The 17,949-nt window shown below is 62.3% G+C and carries 15 protein-coding genes and 1 pseudogene; 1 reads left to right on the top strand and 15 read right to left on the bottom strand.

What is annotated here, in order from left to right:
- Positions 1-2 precede the first annotated feature (2 nt).
- The 12 genes and pseudogenes from NKJ91_RS06795 to NKJ91_RS06850 form a co-directional block, all read right to left on the bottom strand.
- Entirely contained in the window at positions 3-443 is a 441-nt protein-coding gene (locus NKJ91_RS06795) for a hypothetical protein (RefSeq protein WP_352454925.1), read from the bottom strand.
- Positions 444-504: 61 nt separating this feature from the next.
- Complete coding sequence (locus NKJ91_RS06800) at positions 505-765, bottom strand: DUF2312 domain-containing protein (protein WP_023719653.1); 261 nt, start codon at positions 763-765, stop codon at positions 505-507.
- 160 nt (positions 766-925) lie between these two features.
- Complete coding sequence (gene pyc / locus NKJ91_RS06805) at positions 926-4,384, bottom strand: pyruvate carboxylase (protein ID WP_352454926.1); 3,459 nt, start codon at positions 4,382-4,384, stop codon at positions 926-928.
- Positions 4,385-4,615: 231 nt separating this feature from the next.
- On the bottom strand, positions 4,616-5,746 hold the full coding sequence (locus tag NKJ91_RS06810; protein ID WP_352454927.1) for a branched-chain amino acid ABC transporter substrate-binding protein: 1,131 nt from the start codon (positions 5,744-5,746) through the stop codon (positions 4,616-4,618).
- A gap of 138 nt (positions 5,747-5,884) precedes the next feature.
- Positions 5,885-6,232 carry a DUF6867 family protein gene (locus tag NKJ91_RS06815; RefSeq protein WP_023678048.1) on the bottom strand — a complete coding sequence of 116 codons (348 nt, stop codon included), beginning with the start codon at positions 6,230-6,232 and terminating at the stop codon, positions 5,885-5,887.
- A gap of 19 nt (positions 6,233-6,251) precedes the next feature.
- Positions 6,252-6,980 carry an ABC transporter ATP-binding protein gene (locus tag NKJ91_RS06820; RefSeq protein ID WP_352455032.1) on the bottom strand — a complete coding sequence of 243 codons (729 nt, stop codon included), beginning with the start codon at positions 6,978-6,980 and terminating at the stop codon, positions 6,252-6,254.
- Between the two features lie 8 nt (positions 6,981-6,988).
- A pseudogene (locus NKJ91_RS06825) lies at positions 6,989-8,149 on the bottom strand (ABC transporter ATP-binding protein); the annotation flags it as partial.
- Entirely contained in the window at positions 8,149-9,777 is a 1,629-nt protein-coding gene (livM, locus tag NKJ91_RS06830) for a high-affinity branched-chain amino acid ABC transporter permease LivM (protein ID WP_352454928.1), read from the bottom strand. The gene livM and the pseudogene NKJ91_RS06825, both read right to left, overlap by 1 nt.
- Positions 9,778-9,781: 4 nt before the next feature.
- Positions 9,782-10,684 (bottom strand): branched-chain amino acid ABC transporter permease, encoded by a 903-nt coding sequence (locus tag NKJ91_RS06835; RefSeq protein WP_352454929.1) that lies wholly within the window; start codon positions 10,682-10,684, stop codon positions 9,782-9,784.
- Positions 10,685-11,017: 333 nt separating this feature from the next.
- Positions 11,018-12,019 (bottom strand): 4-hydroxyproline epimerase, encoded by a 1,002-nt coding sequence (locus NKJ91_RS06840; RefSeq protein WP_352454930.1) that lies wholly within the window; start codon positions 12,017-12,019, stop codon positions 11,018-11,020.
- A 28-nt stretch (positions 12,020-12,047) separates the two neighbouring features.
- The gene (locus NKJ91_RS06845; RefSeq protein WP_352454931.1) at positions 12,048-13,298 is read right to left on the bottom strand and encodes an NAD(P)/FAD-dependent oxidoreductase; all 1,251 of its coding nucleotides are present in this window, start codon (positions 13,296-13,298) and stop codon (positions 12,048-12,050) included.
- 48 nt (positions 13,299-13,346) lie between these two features.
- Positions 13,347-14,240 (bottom strand): dihydrodipicolinate synthase family protein, encoded by an 894-nt coding sequence (locus NKJ91_RS06850; protein ID WP_352454932.1) that lies wholly within the window; start codon positions 14,238-14,240, stop codon positions 13,347-13,349.
- A gap of 166 nt (positions 14,241-14,406) precedes the next feature.
- Between NKJ91_RS06850 and NKJ91_RS06855 the strand changes: the two genes are divergently transcribed.
- On the top strand, positions 14,407-14,997 hold the full coding sequence (locus NKJ91_RS06855) for a GntR family transcriptional regulator (protein WP_502894516.1): 591 nt from the start codon (positions 14,407-14,409) through the stop codon (positions 14,995-14,997).
- A 13-nt stretch (positions 14,998-15,010) separates the two neighbouring features.
- Here NKJ91_RS06855 and NKJ91_RS06860 read toward each other — a convergent pair whose 3' ends face one another.
- From NKJ91_RS06860 to NKJ91_RS06870, 3 genes are all read right to left on the bottom strand, one after another.
- Positions 15,011-15,325: a hypothetical protein gene (locus NKJ91_RS06860; protein WP_023678057.1), complete on the bottom strand. Its 315-nt coding sequence runs from the start codon at positions 15,323-15,325 to the stop codon at positions 15,011-15,013.
- Positions 15,326-15,628: 303 nt separating this feature from the next.
- Positions 15,629-15,925: a hypothetical protein gene (locus NKJ91_RS06865; RefSeq protein WP_352454934.1), complete on the bottom strand. Its 297-nt coding sequence runs from the start codon at positions 15,923-15,925 to the stop codon at positions 15,629-15,631.
- Positions 15,926-16,322: 397 nt separating this feature from the next.
- Positions 16,323-17,819: a CoA-acylating methylmalonate-semialdehyde dehydrogenase gene (locus NKJ91_RS06870; RefSeq protein WP_023678059.1), complete on the bottom strand. Its 1,497-nt coding sequence runs from the start codon at positions 17,817-17,819 to the stop codon at positions 16,323-16,325.
- Positions 17,820-17,949 lie beyond the last annotated feature (130 nt).

Below are 17,949 nucleotides of genomic sequence, written 5' to 3' on the forward strand. Positions count from 1 at the left end.
CTTTATCCCTGACCCAGAACTTCGGCAATCGCGCGCTCGAAACGTGAGGCTTCCGTCACCAGCCAGTCGGTCATCGCCGGCCAATTGTCCTCGGCAAAACAATTCACCCGCCACATCGAATTGATGCCGAGGCCGTCGCAACTTTGTTCTGGCCTGAGCTTCAGCCTGTCTTCGATGGCCGGCTGGAACGGCTTCAACCGCGACCAGGCTTGCGTGGCACCGAACTTCTCGTTGCGGCCGAAGAAGACGCCGACATGATTCTGCGCAGGCGCGACGTACATGGAAAGGACCAATGCGAAATCGGGCAGCCCACGCTGCCAGAACCACGGTCCGCGCCTCGCCAGCAGAGCCCTTTCATCCGGATGCCGTTCCGCGAACAGCGTCCAGAAGCTGCGTTGGCGGAATTCAGAGGCGCGGCGGGCGCCAAAATCGAATTCGCTCATGGCTGGAATCCATGGTCAGAACCGCTTCTCCCGCGATCGTCTCCGGCGCCGAGGCCGGCCTTTACACCATGCCGAGCGCGGCCTTGTACAGATCGAGAATGGATTCCTCTTCCTGCCGCTCGGCCTGGTCCTTCTTGCGCAGCCGGATGATCGACCGCATCGCCTTGGTGTCGAAGCCGGTGCCCTTGGCCTCTGCGAACACTTCCTTGATGTCGTCGGCAATCGTCTTTTTCTCTTCCTCGAGCCGCTCGATGCGTTCGATGAAGGCGCGCAACTGGCCGGCGGCAACAGTCTGGCTGGTCTCGGTAATGTCGTCGGCCATAGTCTTCTCTCCGCGTCGTTTCTCGCCGCGACTCGGGGTGACCCGAGCGGCGAATTGCAGCGGTTCGATGCCCGACCGGGCGCGGCGGGTCAAGGTGCTATCGATGCGGCATGAAGGGCTGCTGCCAGGCGCCGACAAGGCTGTCTGACGCCGGCCTATTTCACCCGAACGCGATCAGCAGATCCTTGGCATCGATCTGGTCGCCGGCCTTGACCAGCACCTCGGCTACGGTGCCGTCGCGTTCGGCATGCAACGCCGTTTCCATCTTCATCGCTTCGATCGACAGCAGCACGTCGCCGGCCTTCACCGCCTGGCCGGCAGCGACCGCAAGCGCCGAGACGACGCCAGGCATCGGCGCGCCGACATGCGCCTCATTGCCCGGCTCCGCCTTGCGCCGTGCCTTGGCAGCGGACGCGCCATGCGCCCGGTCCGGCACCTTCACCCGGCGCGGCTGCCCGTTGAGCTCGAAGAACACGGTGACCATGCCCTTTTCGTCGACATCGCCGATGGCAAGGCAGCGCACCACCAGCGTCTTGCCTTTTTCGATGTCGACGAAAATCTCGTCTTCCGGCTTCATGCCGTAGAAATAGGTCGGCGTCGGCAGCACGCTGACCGGCCCGTAGGTCTCCTGCGCGGCGGCAAAATCGGAAAACACCTTCGGATACATCAGCCACGACGCGAACTCGAACTCACTGAGCTTGCGCTCGAGCTTTTCCTCGACCTCCGTGCGACTGGCCTTGAGGTCCGCCGGTTTGAGTAGCGAACCCGGCCGCACCGTGATCGGCTTTTCGCCCTTCAACACCTTCTTCTGCAATGGCTTTGGCCAGCCGCCCGGCGACTGGCCGAGATCGCCGCGCAACATCGACACCACCGAATCCGGGAAGGCGATGTCCCTCGCCGGATTCTCGACGTCGGCGACGGTCAGGTCCTGGCTCACCATCATCAGCGCCATGTCGCCGACGACCTTGGACGACGGCGTCACCTTGACGATGTCGCCGAACATCAGATTGACGTCGTGATAGGTCTGCGCCACTTCGTGCCAGCGTGTCTCCAGCCCGAGAGAGCGCGCCTGTTCCTTGAGGTTGGTGAACTGACCGCCCGGCATTTCGTGCAGATAGACCTCCGATGCCGGCCCCTTCAGGTCGCTTTCGAAGGCTGAATACTGGTTGCGCACCGCCTCCCAGTAGAACGAGATGTTCCTGATCCACTGCGGGTCGAGGCCCGGATCGCGCTCGGTGCCCTTCAGCGCCTCCACGATCGAACCGAGGCACGGCTGCGAGGTGTTGCCGGATAGCGAATCCATCGCCGCGTCGATGGCGTCGACGCCGCTCTCCACCGCCGCCAGCACGGTTGCCGCCGACAGGCCGGATGTGTCGTGGGTGTGGAAGTGGATCGGCAGGTCGGTTGCCTCGCGCAGCGCCTTGAACAGCACGCGCGCGGCGCCGGGCTTCAACAGCCCGGCCATGTCCTTGACCGCAATGATATGCGCACCGGCCCTTTCCAGCTCGGCGGCCAGGCCGACATAATACTTCAGGTCGTATTTGGCCCGCGCCGGGTCGAGAATGTCGCCGGTATAGCACATTGCTGCTTCGATCAGCTTGCCCTCGGCGCCGACCGCATCCATGGCGACGCGCATGTTGTCGACCCAGTTGAGGCAATCGAAGACGCGAAACAGGTCGATGCCGCCGCTTGCTGCCTGCTTGACGAAATGCTGGACGACGTTGTCGGGATAGTTGGTGTAGCCGACGCCATTGGCGCCGCGCAGAAGCATCTGCAGCAGAAGATTGGGCGCGGCGTCGCGCACCAGCGACAGCCGCTCCCACGGATCCTCGGTGAGGAAGCGCATGGCGACGTCGAATGTAGCGCCGCCCCAGCATTCGAGCGACAGAAGCTGCGGCAGAGCGCGCGCATAGGTGCCGGCAATTCCGGCGATGTCATAGGTGCGCATACGCGTCGCGAGCAAGGATTGATGCCCGTCGCGCATTGTCGTGTCGGTGACCAGCACCTCTTTTTGCTCGCGCATCCACGCGGCGAATTTCTCCGGCCCGAGCACGTCGAGCTTCTGCTTGCTGCCTTGAGGCACATTGCCGTTGAGATATGGCACCACCGGCGGCGCCGCATCGGCCTTTGGCTGCGGCCGGCCGCGCGTCTCGGGATGACCATTGACCGAAACGTCGGCAAGGTAGTTGAGCAGCTTGGTCGCGCGGTCCTGCCGCTTCACACTGGCGAACAGTTCCGGCGTCGTGTCGATGAACTTGGTGGTGTAGGAATTGTCGGCGAAGCTCGGGTGATTGATGATCGCCTCGAGGAACGTGAGGTTGGTCGCCACGCCGCGGATGCGGAATTCGCGCAGCGCCCGGTTCATGCGGGCGATGGTCTCGGCCGGCGTCGGCGCCCACGCCGTTACCTTTTCCAGCAGCGGATCGTAGAAGCGGGTGATGACCGCGCCCGAATAGGCGGTGCCGCCATCAAGGCGGATACCGAAGCCGGTGGCACCGCGATAGGCGGTGATGCGGCCATAGTCGGGGATGAAATTGTGCTCGGGATCTTCCGTGGTGATGCGGCACTGCAATGCATGGCCGTTGAGCCTGATGTCCTTCTGCGCCGGAACGCCCGATTCCGCCGTGCCGATGACAAAGCCGTCGAGGATGTGGATCTGCGCCTTGACGATGTCGATGCCGGTCACCTGTTCGGTGACGGTGTGCTCGACCTGGATACGCGGATTGACCTCGATGAAATAGAATTTTCCGGTATCGGCATCCTGCAGGAACTCGACTGTGCCGGCGCCGATATAGCTGGTCTCACGCGCGATCCTCAGCGCGTAGCCGCAAAGCTCCTCGCGCTGTGACATTTCGAGGTAGGGCGCCGGCGCCCGCTCGACCACTTTCTGGTTGCGGCGCTGGATCGAACAATCGCGCTCGAACAGGTGCACGGCGTTGCGATGCGTGTCGCCCAGCACCTGCACCTCGACATGGCGTGCGCGCTCGATCAGCTTCTCGAGATAGACTTCGTCCTTGCCGAAAGCCGCCTTCGCCTCACGCTTGCCTTCCATCACCTCGCGGGCGAGATCGGCCTCGGACCGGATGGCGCGCATGCCCCGGCCGCCGCCGCCCCAGGATGCCTTGAGCATCACCGGGTAGCCGATCGTCTTGGCGAGTTCCTTTACCGCCGCCATGTCGTCCGGCAAGGGATCGGTGGCGGGAATTACCGGCACGCCGACTTCGATTGCGAGATTGCGGGCGGCGACCTTGTTGCCCAGCCTGCGCATCGTATCCGGCTTTGGCCCGATGAAGATGATGCCGGCCTTGGCGCAGGCTTCGGCGAATTCCGGGCTTTCCGACAGCAGGCCGTACCCTGGATGGATGGCATCGGCGCCCGATAGCCTGGCGACGCGGATCACCTCCTCGATCGACAGATAGCTTTCGATCGGCCCCATATCCCTGGCCAGATGCGGCCCGCGCCCGACCTGGTAGCTTTCGTCGGCCTTGAAGCGATGCAGGGAGTATTTGTCCTCCTCTGCCCAGATCGCCACGGTTTTGAGGCCGAGCTCGTTTGCCGCGCGGAAGACGCGGATGGCTATTTCGGAGCGGTTGGCGACAAGGATCTTCGAGATTGCCAAGGACAGGGCTCCGGACGCGGGGAAGGGAACTGCCGGACATGATTAGCGCGAAAATGCTGCAGTGCAAACAAAATCGAAAAGAGGATTAAACCGATTTAATTTGATCTATCGCGCTGACACATTGCGTGTCGATCCGAAGAACGCCTGGGCAGTTCCGATCCAGGCTTTCGGGAACTCTCATAAAAAATGCCCGGCGCGAGGCGCCGGGCATTCTCATGTAGCAACGTCCGGTTATTTGCCGGGTGCGTTCTCGACATAGGTGTACTTGCCGTCGTCACCCTTCTTCCAGGTGTACATGACGTAGTCAGGACGGGTGATATCGCCCTTCGCGTCGTAGCCGATCTCGCCGATCGCGGTCTTCCAGGGGCCGGCCGACTTGATGGTCTCGGCTACCTTCTGAGCGTCATCGGCTGAACCGGCCTTGGTGATGGCGGCCGCGATGATTTCCATCGCTGCGTAGGAATAGAGGGTATAGGCCTCGGGCTCGAAGCCGGCCGCACGGAACTTCTCGACGAGTTCCTTGGCGTTCGGATTCTTGCGCGGATCCGGAGCGAACGTCATCAGCGTGCCCTCGACGGCGTCGCCGGCGATGGAGGCCAATTCGTTCGACACGATGCCGTCGCCGGACATGAAGGTTGCCTTGAGGCCCTGGTCAGCGAGCTGGCGTATGATCAGGCCGGCTTCGGTGTGCAGGCCGCCATAGTAGACGACCGAGACGCCCGCGTCCTTCATCTTGGCGATGAGGGCCGAGAAATCCTTGTCGCCGACATTGATGCCTTCATACATGGCCTCAGTCACGCCGTTGGCTGCGAGCGCCTTCTTGGTTTCGTCGGCGAGGCCCTGGCCATAAGGCGTCTTGTCATGGATGACAGCGATCTTGGCATCCTTGAAGTTCGCGGCGAGATAGTCGCCAGCGACCTTGCCCTGCTGATCGTCGCGTCCGCAGGTGCGGAAGGTGTTCCACATGCCACGTTCCGTCAACTTCGGATTGGTCGCGGCCGGCGTGATCTCAAGGATGCCGTTCTCGGCGTAGACTTCCGAGGCCGGGATCGAGACGCCGGAGTTGAAGTGGCCATCGACGTACTTGACGCCGTCGGCGACGAACTTGTTGGCGACCGAGATGCCTTGCTTGGGATCGGAGACGTCGTCGCCGACTTCAAGCTTGAGCTGCTGGCCAAGAACGCCGCCCGCCGCATTGATATCGGCGACTGCCTGTTCGGCACCCTTCTGAAGCTGGGCGCCGAACGCTGCGTTCGGGCCGGTGATCGGACCGGCAACGCCGATCAGGATGTCAGCCCACGCGTTGCCGCTGAACGCGACAAGCGCGGTCAGGGCGACGGCGGACAAAAGTGACTTTTTCATTGAAACGCTCCCATTTACCGAGTGGGCGTGGATGTTGCTTTCATGCGATGCCCACTCTTGCTCGCAGAAAGAGTACTTTGCCGATTTTCAGGCACTTGTCACGCCGATTCATCCCTGAAACGCCGTTAATGATAAATGTCAACCTTTTGGTTTCCAGCTCAAAAGAGAGGCTCTTTCGTAAAGCCAATTATACTGCGTTACCATCTGGTTGGTGCGCGTGTATTGGTAGCCGATGAAGCCCAAGATCATCAGCACAATGGTATCGACGATGTAGTAATGCAGCGAGAACATCGTTCCGCCGAACAGCGCGTGATGAATGAACCTTATGCCGATGCCGAGCCCCAGCATGAAGGCGAACAACTGGGCGAAGCTGCGCCACGTCTGCGCACACGCCTTGCCCGTCATCCACGCCGCCCAGCCGCCGAGCAGGCAGGTGACGAAGAAGAACTGCCAGATCGAGGGTTCCTCATAGAGAATGCCCTGCATGATTGATGTCTCCTGAAACTCAGTGATGGCCGCCTTCGAGATAGGCGGCGCGCACTTCCGGATTGGCGAGCAACTCCTTGCCGGTGCCGCTCATCGTCACATTGCCGTTGACCATGACATAGCCGCGCGTGGCGAGCTTGAGTGCGCCGAAGGCGTTCTGCTCGACCAGGAACACCGTCAGTCCCTGCGTGCGGTTTAGCTCGCGAATGGCGTCGAAGATCTGCTTGACGATCAGCGGCGCCAGGCCGAGCGACGGCTCGTCGAGCAAGAGCAGCTTCGGCCGTGCCATCAGCGCGCGCCCGATCGACAGCATCTGCTGCTCGCCGCCGGACAGCGTGCCGCCACGCTGGGCAATGCGTTCCTTCAGGCGTGGAAACAGCGTGAACACCTTCTCGACGTCCTCGTCATAATGCTCGAGGTTGTCGAGGCTGGCGCCCATTTGCAGGTTTTCCATCACCGTCATGCGCGGGAAAATGCGGCGCCCTTCCGGCGACTGGGCGATGCGCATGCGCGCGATCTCGTGGGTCGGCAGTTGGGTGATGTCGGTACCGGCGAATGTGATGGTACCCGCGCGGGCGCGGGGAGCACCGAAGATGGTCATCATCAGCGTCGACTTGCCGGCGCCGTTGGCACCGATCAGCGCTACGATCTCACCTTGCCTGACGGTGACGTCGACGCCGTTCAGCGCCCTGATGTTGCCGTAGTAGGTCTGGACGCCCTTGATATCGAGCAGCGTTGTACCGGCCATCATTTACGCCCTCCGCGCCGATTGGAGACGCGCGGCGTCTTCGGCTTCACCGGAGCCTTGGTGGCCGGCTTTGCTGCAGAGGATTTCGCGGCAGAAGATTTCGCCGTCGGTTTGGCTTTGGCCTGCGCTGCCGCCTTGCTTGCTGCGGCACTCGACCTCGCATCGAACTGCCCGGCTTTCGAGGCACCTTTCGACACGGTGACGCGCTCGCCCTCGCTGTGGCCGACCGTGTCGGCAACCGGTCCGGCGAGATACGAAGCCGATGTGCCTGGGCCGTGGGCGGCATCCGGGCCCGTATCCAATTGCTCGATGACATCTTCGTCGCCGACTTCGGTGAGCACCGTCTCGACCTCCTCGTCGTCGACGCCAAGATAGGCGGCGATGACGCGCGGGTCGGTTCGCACCGATTGCGGGTTGCCGTCCGAGATTTTGCGCCCGTATTCGAGCACCACGACATGGTCTGAAATCTGCATCACCACCGCCATGTCGTGCTCGATCAAAAGGATCGACGTGCCGGTGTTGTCCTTGATGTCCATCAGCAGCGCATTGAGCCCCGCCGATTCTTTCGGATTGAGGCCGGCGGCCGGCTCGTCGAGGCACAGAAGCTCAGGCCCGGTGCACATGGCGCGAGCGATTTCGAGCCGCCGCTGCGCGCCATAGGGCAGATCGCCGGCCGGATCGTCGGCGCGGTCGACAAGATCGGCCTTCTCCAGCCAGTGCTCGGCCAATTCAACCGATTCCGCCGAGGCCTGTCTGTAGCCGCTGAAGCCGAACAGGCCGAGAATGGTGTAACCGGAGGCCTTCATCAGCTTGTTGTGCTGGGCGACGAGAAGGTTCTCCAGCAGCGTCATGCCCGAGAACAGGCGGATGTTCTGGAAGGTGCGCGCCACCTTGGCGCGCGCCGGGATCTCATGGTTGGGCAAGCGTTCGAGCAGGAACGTGGAGCCGTCGCGCCGGTTGAGCGTGATCATGCCTTCCGACGGCTTGTAGAAACCGGTGATGCAATTGAACACGGTGGTCTTGCCGGCGCCGTTGGGACCGATCAACGCGGTGATCTCGCCGCGCTTGGCCTGGAAGGAAAGGTCGCCGATGGCGACGAGACCGCCGAACTTCATCGACAAATGCTCGACCTGCAGGATGGCATTGTTCACGGAGGGGCTCGCGTTCATCAGCCGTGTCCCTCCTTGGTGAAGGACCCAGACACCGCCCTGCGCACCTTGAGGAAAGCTGTCGGCTCGCGGCTGCCGACGAAGCCGCGCGGCTTCCACAGCATGACGATGACCATCGCCATGCCGAACAGCAGCATGCGATACAGTTCCGGCGTGAAGCCGGACCCGAAACCGGGTATGACCGTAGTGTTGCCCCACCTGAGGCCGGTCTTGAGGAAATCCAGTTCGCGCAGGACTTCGGTGCCGCCGATCATCACCATGGCGGCGACGGCAATGCCGACCAGCGAGCCCATGCCGCCAAGCACGACGATGGCGAGGATGATCGCCGATTCCAGGAAGACGAAGGATTCCGGGCTGACGAAGCCTTGCCGCGCGGCAAAGAACGAGCCGGCGAAGCCGCCGAACATCGCGCCCGTGGCAAAGGCGGTGAGCTTGGTGGTGGTGGTGTTGATGCCGAGCGAACGGCAGGCGATCTCGTCCTCGCGCAGCGCTTCCCAGGCACGGCCGACCGGCATCCGTCTGAGCCTCACGGTGACGAAGGCCGTCAGCAGGCAGAGCCCGAGGATCAAATAGTAGAGGAATATCTTGTAGTAGGCACCCGATTGGGCGATGCCGAGCACCTTCGAGATGTAGTTCGGGTCGGAGACGTTGAACGACATCAGGCCGAAGAAAGACACCTTCGGGATGCCGGAAATGCCGGCCGAGCCGTTGGTCACCTCGCGCCAGTTGATGATCACCAGCCTTATGATTTCGCCGAAGGCGAGCGTCACGATCGCCAGATAGTCACCGCGCAAGCGCAGCACCGGGAAGCCTAGCATCACCCCCCAGAACGCAGCCATCAGGCCGGCGGCGGGCAGCAGGATCCAGAAGGAGAGGCCGAAATGCGTGCCGAGCAGCGCATAGGCGTAGGCACCGACGGCGTAGAAGGCGACATAGCCGAGATCGAGCAGGCCGGCCAAGCCGATAACGATATTCAGCCCCCAGGCCAGCATCACGTAGATCAGGATCTGGATGCCGTAATTGTCGACATATTTCAGCGAGCCCTGGAAACCGGCGGCCATCGACCCGGCATATAGCGCTAGCACCAACACCACCACGATCGGGTAGAGCGCCAGTGCGGTTATGCCCAATGCCGAGAAATGAGCATGAATGAAGGCCCGGAAATGATAAATCAGCCAGGCCAGCGCATAGATGATTGCAAGCGCCCGCACGAACCGCACGAAATCGGAAAGTTCCGGCCCTAAGGCCTCGGTCAGAAAGCCGCTGAGCGCGAGCAGAATAACGGCGACGGCGAGCGCCACGATGAACGCGCGAAAGCGGAAGAATCGCGAAGCCAGGCTGACCGGCAGCAGGCCGGTGGCGACGTCGACGATCTTCTGGTTCGCCAGGAAGGGTTGGCCATAGGCGACGTAAAGGAAGCGTCCGGCCATGGTGGCGATCACGACGCCGGCGAGCAAGCCCCAGCGCTGCACCAGGATCAGTTCGTTGGAGATGTTCTGGTCGGTCTTCAGGCCGATGAACAGCACGAACAAGCCAAGCGAGATGGCGCCGGCATAGAGCGCTTCGCGAAAAGCGCGCTGGACCGGGGTGGCGACGACGGTGCTTTCCGGAGACACGGTAACCGCCATGATCTCAGACCTTTTCGACTTCTGGCCGGCCGAGAATGCCGGAAGGCAGGAAGATCAGCACGATCGCCAGGATGGAGAAGGCGGCGACGTCCTTGTAGTCGATCGAGAAATAAGCCGACCACATGCTTTCGATGAAGCCAATCATCAGCCCGCCGAGCACGGCGCCGGGCAGTGAGCCGATGCCGCCGAGCACCGCGGCAGTAAACGCCTTCACACCGGGCGTAAAGCCGTCGGAAAACACCACAACGCCGTAATACATCAGGAACAACGTGCCGGCGACGGCGGCAAGGGCGGCGCCCATGATGAAGGTGATCGAGATGGTGCGATCGACGTCGACGCCGAGCAGTGCGGCCATCTTGCGATCCTGCTCGCAGGCGCGCTGCGCCCGGCCGAGCGAGGTCTTGTTGACCAGGTACCAGAACAGCGCCAGCAGGACTATGGTGACCAGGACGATGATGATCTGCTTCAGCGAGACGCTGATGCCTTCGATGTTGTAGACCTTGGACACCATTGGCGGGACCGGCTTGTTGCGCGGCCCTTGGGTCACCTGGACGAAATTGGACAGCGCAATCGACATGCCAATCGCGGTGATCAGTGGCGCCAGCCGGAATGAACCGCGCAAAGGCCGGTAGGCCACCTTCTCGATCGTCCAATTATACAGGCTGGTCAGCAGCATCGCGACGATCATCATGATCAGCAGCGCAACGACGATCGGCAGCGAATAGAACAACGCACCGAGGATAAGGAAAACGATGAGCGCCGTGAAAGCGCCGATCATGAAAATGTCGCCATGGGCGAAATTGATCATGCCGATGATGCCGTAGACCATCGTATAGCCGATCGCGATCAGCCCATAGATCGATCCCAGCGTCAGCCCATTGATAAGCTGCTGGACAAAATACTGCATGCTGTCGTGGCTCCCCTGGAATGTCGCCCATGCAGACGCATTCCTTTTCGTATTTCCCCTAGTCGTAAAGTTTCGAGCCCGGATTGCAACGTGATTTTTCGATCATTATGCGTGTTTTCGCCGCACGCCGTTCGATTGCCCGTTTTGTTCCCGTCCGCCCCCTGGACCATCGCGGACCCTACCATTGGCCTAACGCAATGTCTTTGACGATTCAATCGCAGCATGCGCTCCATTTCGAAGAAATCGCCGTCAAAATAAGTTGATGAGCGGGATCGTTGCGCCGTTGACGTCAATCCGCTTGCGCTCTCTCTTTCCCTTGCGTCAGTGTTTTTTCTATTTGACGACGAAGCCGTGCGCGAACGGGTCGCGGTCGTCGATGAAGATCGTGTTCAATCCGGTCATTCGTGCCCAGCCGCCGATCGACGGAATGATTGCCGGCTTGCCGGCGACGATGACCTCTTCCTCGACCCTGCCCTTGAACAGCGAACCAATGATCGATTCGTGGACGAAGTCGTCGCCAACCCCAAGCTTGCCCTTGGCGTGAAGCTGCGCCATACGCGCCGAGGTGCCGGTGCCGCAGGGCGACCGGTCGATTGCCTTGTCGCCGTAGAAGACGGCGTTGCGGGCATCGGCTTGCGGATTGGTCGGCGCGCCGGTCCACAATATGTGCGACAGCGTATTGATGCCGGGATTCTCCGGATGCACGAAGGTATATTTTTCGTTGAGCCGCTGCCGCACCACCGGGCTCCAGGCGATCAGTTCGCCGGCCGAATGGTCGGCCATGTCGCGATAGGTCTTTTGCGGTTCGACGATGGCGTAGAAATTGCCGCCATAGGCGACATCGACGCTGATCTCGCCGAGCCCGGGGCATTCGACCGTCAGTGCCTCGGCATAGAGGAAGGAAGGCACATTGGTGATGCGTACCTCCTCGACATAGTCGCCGACTTGGCTGTACTCCGCCACGACCACGCCCGCCGGCGTATCCAGCCTGAGCACGCCCGGTGTCTTCGGCTTGATCAGCCCATGCTCGACGGCAAAAGTTACCGTGCCGATGGTGCCGTGGCCGCACATCGGCAAGCAGCCCGAGGTTTCGATGAACAGGATGGCGATGTCGCAATCTTCACGCGTCGGCGGATAGAGGATCGAGCCGGACATCACGTCATGGCCGCGCGGCTCGAACATCAGCCCGGCGCGGATCCAGTCATATTCGGCCAGGAAATGCGCTCGCCGCTCCATCATCGTTGAGCCCTTGAGCAAAGGCCCACCGCCGGCGACCAGCCGCACCGGATTGCCGCAGGTGTGGCCGTCTATGCAGAAGAAGGAATTCTTGGCCATGCCGGCTCCCAACTGAATGTCTTCGAACTCAAAACCGTTGCGGGCTGAACGGGCCGAGATCGAGCGATGGATTCTGCCCGAGAACGAGCTCGCGGATCAAGCGCCCGGTCGCCGCAGCCTGGGTCAGGCCGAGGTGACCGTGGCCGAAACCATACACCACCGACGGCGTTTGTTGCGACCGCCCGATCACCGGCAGCGAATCCGGCAGCGACGGCCGGAACCCCATCCATTCGCGTCCATTGGCCGGATCCAGTCCCGGCAGGAATTTCTGCGCCTTTTCGAGCAGCGCTTTCGAGCGCGCATAATTGGGCGGCCTCTCAAGGCCGCCGAGTTCGACCGCGCCGCCGACGCGCAGGCCCGTCTCGAGCGGCGTGATGACGAAGCCATGCCCGGAGAAGATCAATTGCCGCTTTACGTCGAAGGCAGTCTTCGGCAACGTCGTGTTGTAGCCACGCTCGGTCTCCAGCGGGATTCCGTCGCCGAGATGTCTCGCCAGCAGATGCGACCAGGCCCCGGCAGCGATGACGACGTGCTTCGCCCGTCGCCGCGTGCCGTCGGCCGTGGTCAAGATCGCGCCGTCCTGTCCCGCCTTGACACGCTCGATCCAGGCCCTTTCGAACCCGGCGCCCAACCTCTCGGCATAGGCCCACAAGGCCTTTCCAAGCAGCTTGGGATCGGCAACGGTTTTCCACCCCGGCACGAACGTTCCCTTGACGAAGCGCGGCGACAGACCGGGCTGCAGGGCTGTGAGAGCGCTCCCCTCGACATGGCTGAAGCCGATGCCGAAGCGCTGCCTTGCCGCCCAGCCGGGCAGTGAAGCCTTGAACTCGGCCTCGCTGTCGTAGAGTTCGAGCGAGCCGTCCTCATGCAGCATCGGCCGTGTGCCGGAACGGTCGAGCAAGCCCATCCATTCCGCCTCGGCGAGCTTCATCATCCCGGCCTGCGCGGCAAGGCCGGCTTCATAGCGGTCGCTTCGGCCGGCGCGCCAGAAGCGGACCAGCCAGGGCAGCAGCTTCGGCAGATACGCGGGTGGGATGCTGAGCGGGCCGAGCGGGTCGGCGAGCCATTTCGGCAACTGCTTGATCATGCCCTTGTGGGCGAGCGGCAGCACATCGGAGAAGGCAAAGGCAGCGGCATTGCCGGAGCTGGTTTCCTCACAGATCCCCGTCCGATCGAAGATCGTGACATTTTGGCCCGCCTCTGCCAGAAAGGCGGCGGCGCAGATGCCGATGATGCCGCCACCAATGATGGCGACATCGAGCGTAGCATTATCATTCATTGCCATGCGCCGCGCTGCACATCTGCAAATGCCTTCAAAGCGACTGGATCAGAATGTCGGCAGCTCTGGCCGCACCGCCAGCGCATCCCTGACGATCTTTTCGACTGCCTTGCGCCGCTCGCCCGACAATGGCTGGCGCGGCATGCGCACGCGGTCGTTGGTGTTGATCGCCAACACTTCGGCGAGCTTGATGTTCTGCACCAGATAGGTCGAGACGTCGAGGTCGAGCAGCGGCCGGAACCAGCGGTAGATCTTCAACGCCTCCTCGCGGCGGCCCTGTCTCATCAGCTGGTAGATGGCGACGGTCTCGCGCGGGAACGCGGTGACCAGGCCCGCCACCCAGCCGATGGCGCCGACCGACAGCGCCTCGAAGGCGAGATTGTCGACGCCGGTGAACAGGTCGTAGCGGTCGCCGAGGCGGTTGATGATCTCGGTCGAGCGGCGGATGTCGTCGGAGGACTCTTTTATGGCGACGAAGCGTTGGTCCTTCGCCAACTCCTCCATCTGGTCGACGGTGACGTCGACGCGGTAGGCAAGCCGGTTGGAGTAGATCATCACCGGCAGGTCGCCGGCCGCGGCGACGGCGCTGAGTGCCGCGACCGTCTCCTCGGCATTGGTATGGTAGATCGGGCTCGGCACCACCATCAAACCGTTGGCGCCTTCCTTGGCGGCGCGGCGCGCGATCGCCGCCGCCTCGCGTGTACCGGCCTCGTTGACCGTCAACAGCACCGGTTTCTTGCCGGCGATCTTCTGCGCGTTCTTCAGCACCGCGATCTTCTCGTCGTGCGACAGCATCGGGCCTTCGCCGAGCGACCCGCAGACGATGATGCCGTCACAGCCGGCCTCCATCTGCAGCGCAAAGCAGCGCTCCATCTCGGCATGGTCGAGGCCGTCGTCCTCGGTGAATTTGGTCGTAACGGCGGGGAAGACTCCGGCCCACATGTCGATCGCTCCATCTGATATATCAGTCGTATATTTCTTAAGTAGCCGGCTGTCAACGTTGAATCTGATATGATATATCAACAATATATCAGGAGATGTCGCATTGGTATATGACAGACCGGGCTCCGAGCCGGCGACCGCGAAGGCCTACCGCAGGCTCGAGCACATGATCGTAACTCTCGAACTGGCGCCCGCGAGCTTCATCACCGAGGGGGCGCTGATCGACAGGCTCGGCCTCGGCCGCACCCCGGTGCGCGAAGCGATCCAGCGGCTGGCCTGGGAGGGGCTGCTCGAGGTCCGGCCGCGTGCCGGCATTGCCATTGCCCCGCTTCACCCTGGCGACTGGCTGCGTGTCCTCGACGCCCGCCGTGGCATCGAGGTGGTGCTTGCCCGCTCGGCCGCCCGCTTCGTCACCCGCGAGGCCGCCGACCTGTTTCATGACGCAGCGTTGGCCATGCAGAAAGCGGTGATTTCGGAAAATGTGTTTTATTTCATCCAGGCCGACAAGGCGCTTGATGAGGCGCTGGCGCTGGCTGCCGACAACCCGTTCGCCGCGCGCCTGGCGGCGCCCTTGCAAACCCACAGCCGCCGCTTCTGGTTCCGCTACAAGGCCGATACCGGATTGGCCGAATCCGCCGAGCACCATGTCGCGCTGATCCGCTCGATCCTCGCCGGCGACGAAGAGGCCGCGGCCAAGGACGCCAAGCGGCTGATGGCGCTTTTGCGCGGCCATGCCGAGGCGGCTGCTACGCGCTGAGCCTGCCATTTCGTCATGCGCCCTGGCCGGGCAGGGCCATCACGTTTTCCCAATTGTCGCCGGCCGCGACGATGCAGCTTCTGCCGGCGATATCGGTGACGACGATGGTCCAGGTTCCGGTCTCGGCGACAAAGACTTCCATGACCGCCTCATGACCGATCAGCCCCAAAGCAAACTGCCTTTCCTGGAACTTCTCGCTCAAATGGGCGACGATCTCGCCATGTTCAACGCAGTATTGATATTGCGCGCCTGCGGTGTTCGTACCCACCGCCAATGCGCCAGCAAGAACTAGGGTTTTCACCCATCTCAACAGCGATTTGCGTGCCATAGGGCACCTCCTTTGCCATCACGTTCCGGCAAAGGAGGGGTTTGACGGCCTCATTTTGCCGGAGCGATTCAGGCCGGTTCCGACGTCATCATCATCGCGTCGTTCCTTTCTGTGTTCCGGTCTGCCATTGGTGGGAACGATTCCAGATGTTCCCATTATGTTCTCGATATATGGTATCGGCAATGGAAAAGCGCAAGCAGGCGCCCAAGCGGGCGCCTGCAGATCCGTTTTACGGTTGTCGCCGAAAGAATGGGCTACAGGCTGTGCGGCCATGCCGAGGCGCGCAGACCCGTGATAAATCGTTCAGGTGCCTGGCAGCGCCGCTGTCGTCATCGCGCTTTCCCAGCCTTCGCCGACTGAAATTACGCAGCTTTGACCTTTTGTGTCGCTGGCGAGGATGGTCCAGGTGCCCTTGTCGGAAACAAAGACTTCAAGCACCACATTCGGATTGACGACGCCGACCGCGCTTGGGTTTTCATGAAACTTCTCGCCGAGCGCCTTGACCATATCGGCGCGAGCCGCGCATTGCTCGGCAGCCATTGCCGGGATGGCGGAAAGCGCCATCGCAGCGCAAGCGACAGTCGCCATGAGACGTGTCATTTGACACCTCCTTTGCGCCGGACGATATCCCCCGGAGCCGTCACCAGCGCCGTTGGTTGATCTGCCAGCGTCTCCTTCGCGGCAGGACTGCAACCTAAGAAGATTGCTGCCTTCTTGGTTCCATCACATTAGTGTTCATGCCGATGAAGACCGCGACAAAAAGGCCCGAGCTTGGAGCCCGGGCCTTTTCTTGCTTTCTGCGATTTGGATCAGTTCATCGTCGGAATGCCGAATTCGGCGCCCTCCTTCACGCCGGCCCGCGCGCCTGAAGCCGAAGGCGAGGACGCGCAGACGTCCGGCTAATTCATCGTCGGGATGACGAATTCGGCGCCATCCTTCACGCCGGCCCGCGCGCACCAAGCCGAAGGCGAGGACGCGCAGACAGAAAACCGTCCGGCTAATTCATCGTCGGGATGACGAACTCGGCACCATCCTTCACGCCGGACGGCCAGCGCGACGTTACCGTCTTGGTCTTGGTGTAGAAGCGGAACGCGTCCGGCCCGTGCTGGTTGAGGTCGCCGAAGGAGGACGCCTTCCAGCCGCCAAAGGTGTAGTAGGCGATCGGCACCGGGATCGGCACGTTGATGCCGACCATGCCGACCTGAACCCGCGAGGCGAAGTCGCGCGCCGCATCGCCGTCGCGGGTGAAGATGGCGACGCCATTGCCCATCTCGTGCTCGTTGGCGAGCTTGATGGCGTTCTCGTAGGTCGGTGCGCGAACGACCGAGAGCACCGGCCCGAAGATCTCTTCCTTGTAGATGCGCATGTCGGCGGTCACATTGTCGAACAGGCAGCCGCCCATATAGTAGCCGTTCTCGTAGCCCTGCATGGAAAAGCCGCGGCCGTCGACGACCAGCTTGGCGCCTTCCTTGACGCCGGTGTCGACATAGGATTTGACCCGTTCCAGCGCCTGCGCCGTCACCAGCGGGCCGAAATCGGCGGAAGAATCCGTCGACGGACCGACCTTCAGGCTCTCGACGCGCGGCACCAGTCTTTCCATCAGCCGGTTGGCGGTGTCGTTGCCGACCGGGACGGCGACCGAGATCGCCATGCAGCGCTCGCCGGCCGAGCCGTAGCCGGCGCCGATCAGCGCGTCGACGGTCTGGTCCATGTCGGCATCCGGCATGATGATCATGTGGTTCTTGGCGCCGCCGAAGCACTGCACGCGCTTGCCGGCCGCGCAGCCGCGCGAGTAGATGTACTGGGCGATCGGTGTCGAGCCTACGAAACCGATAGCCTTGATGTCGGGATCGTCGAGGATGGCGTCGACCACTTCCTTGTCGCCGTTGACGACATTAAGGATGCCCGCCGGCAGACCGGCCTCGATGAACAGTTCGGCAATGCGCATCGGCACGCCCGGATCGCGCTCCGACGGCTTGAGGATGTAGGCATTGCCGCAGGCGATGGCCGGCGCGATCTTCCACAACGGGATCATCGCCGGAAAATTGAACGGCGTGATGCCGGCGACCACGCCGAGCGGCTGGCGCATCGAATAGACGTCGATGCCGGGGCCGGCGCCATCGGTGAACTCGCCCTTCATCATATGCGGCGCACCGATGCAGACCTCGACCACTTCGAGGCCGCGCTGGATGTCGCCCTTGGCGTCGGCGATGGTCTTGCCGTGTTCGCGCGCCAATATCTCGGCCAGCGCGTCATACTCCTTGGCGACCAGCTCGAGGAACCGCATCAGGACGCGTACGCGTCGCTGCGGATTGGTCGCCGCCCAGCCGGGCTGTGCGGCCTTGGCGTTTTCGACCGCCGCGCGCAATTCCGCCTGCGAAGCCAGCGCCACCGTGCCGCGCACCGTGCCGTCCATCGGCTGCATGACGTCCTGCTTGCGGCCGCTGGTTCCGGCGACGCGCTTGCCGCCGATGAAATGACCGTATTCGATCATGGTCTCTCTCCCTGGTTCGTGATGAGGCATTGTCCGCCTTTGCGGGAGCGATGGCAACGCGAGTGAAAACGCAACCGTTGTGCGGAGAATAGATAGCGGTTGACGGCAGAGCATCAATTCTCGCAAATAG

Origin of the sequence: Mesorhizobium sp. M0040 (assembly GCF_040323505.1) — a bacterium.
Classification (GTDB): Bacteria; Pseudomonadota; Alphaproteobacteria; order Rhizobiales; family Rhizobiaceae; genus Mesorhizobium.

Coding starts and splice junctions, on each gene's coding strand:
- NKJ91_RS06810 (WP_352454927.1), bottom strand. CDS start 5,746: ATGAAAAAGTCACTTTTGTCCGCCGTCGCCCTGACCGCGCTTGTCGCG.
- NKJ91_RS06815 (WP_023678048.1), bottom strand. CDS start 6,232: ATGCAGGGCATTCTCTATGAGGAACCCTCGATCTGGCAGTTCTTCTTC.
- NKJ91_RS06840 (WP_352454930.1), bottom strand. CDS start 12,019: ATGGCCAAGAATTCCTTCTTCTGCATAGACGGCCACACCTGCGGCAAT.
- NKJ91_RS06835 (WP_352454929.1), bottom strand. CDS start 10,684: ATGCAGTATTTTGTCCAGCAGCTTATCAATGGGCTGACGCTGGGATCG.
- NKJ91_RS06795 (WP_352454925.1), bottom strand. CDS start 443: ATGAGCGAATTCGATTTTGGCGCCCGCCGCGCCTCTGAATTCCGCCAA.
- NKJ91_RS06845 (WP_352454931.1), bottom strand. CDS start 13,298: ATGAATGATAATGCTACGCTCGATGTCGCCATCATTGGTGGCGGCATC.
- NKJ91_RS06870 (WP_023678059.1), bottom strand. CDS start 17,819: ATGATCGAATACGGTCATTTCATCGGCGGCAAGCGCGTCGCCGGAACC.
- NKJ91_RS06850 (WP_352454932.1), bottom strand. CDS start 14,240: ATGTGGGCCGGAGTCTTCCCCGCCGTTACGACCAAATTCACCGAGGAC.
- NKJ91_RS06820 (WP_352455032.1), bottom strand. CDS start 6,980: ATGGCCGGTACAACGCTGCTCGATATCAAGGGCGTCCAGACCTACTAC.
- NKJ91_RS06860 (WP_023678057.1), bottom strand. CDS start 15,325: ATGGCACGCAAATCGCTGTTGAGATGGGTGAAAACCCTAGTTCTTGCT.
- livM (WP_352454928.1), bottom strand. CDS start 9,777: ATGGCGGTTACCGTGTCTCCGGAAAGCACCGTCGTCGCCACCCCGGTC.
- NKJ91_RS06800 (WP_023719653.1), bottom strand. CDS start 765: ATGGCCGACGACATTACCGAGACCAGCCAGACTGTTGCCGCCGGCCAG.
- NKJ91_RS06865 (WP_352454934.1), bottom strand. CDS start 15,925: ATGACACGTCTCATGGCGACTGTCGCTTGCGCTGCGATGGCGCTTTCC.
- NKJ91_RS06855 (WP_502894516.1), top strand. CDS start 14,407: ATGATCGTAACTCTCGAACTGGCGCCCGCGAGCTTCATCACCGAGGGG.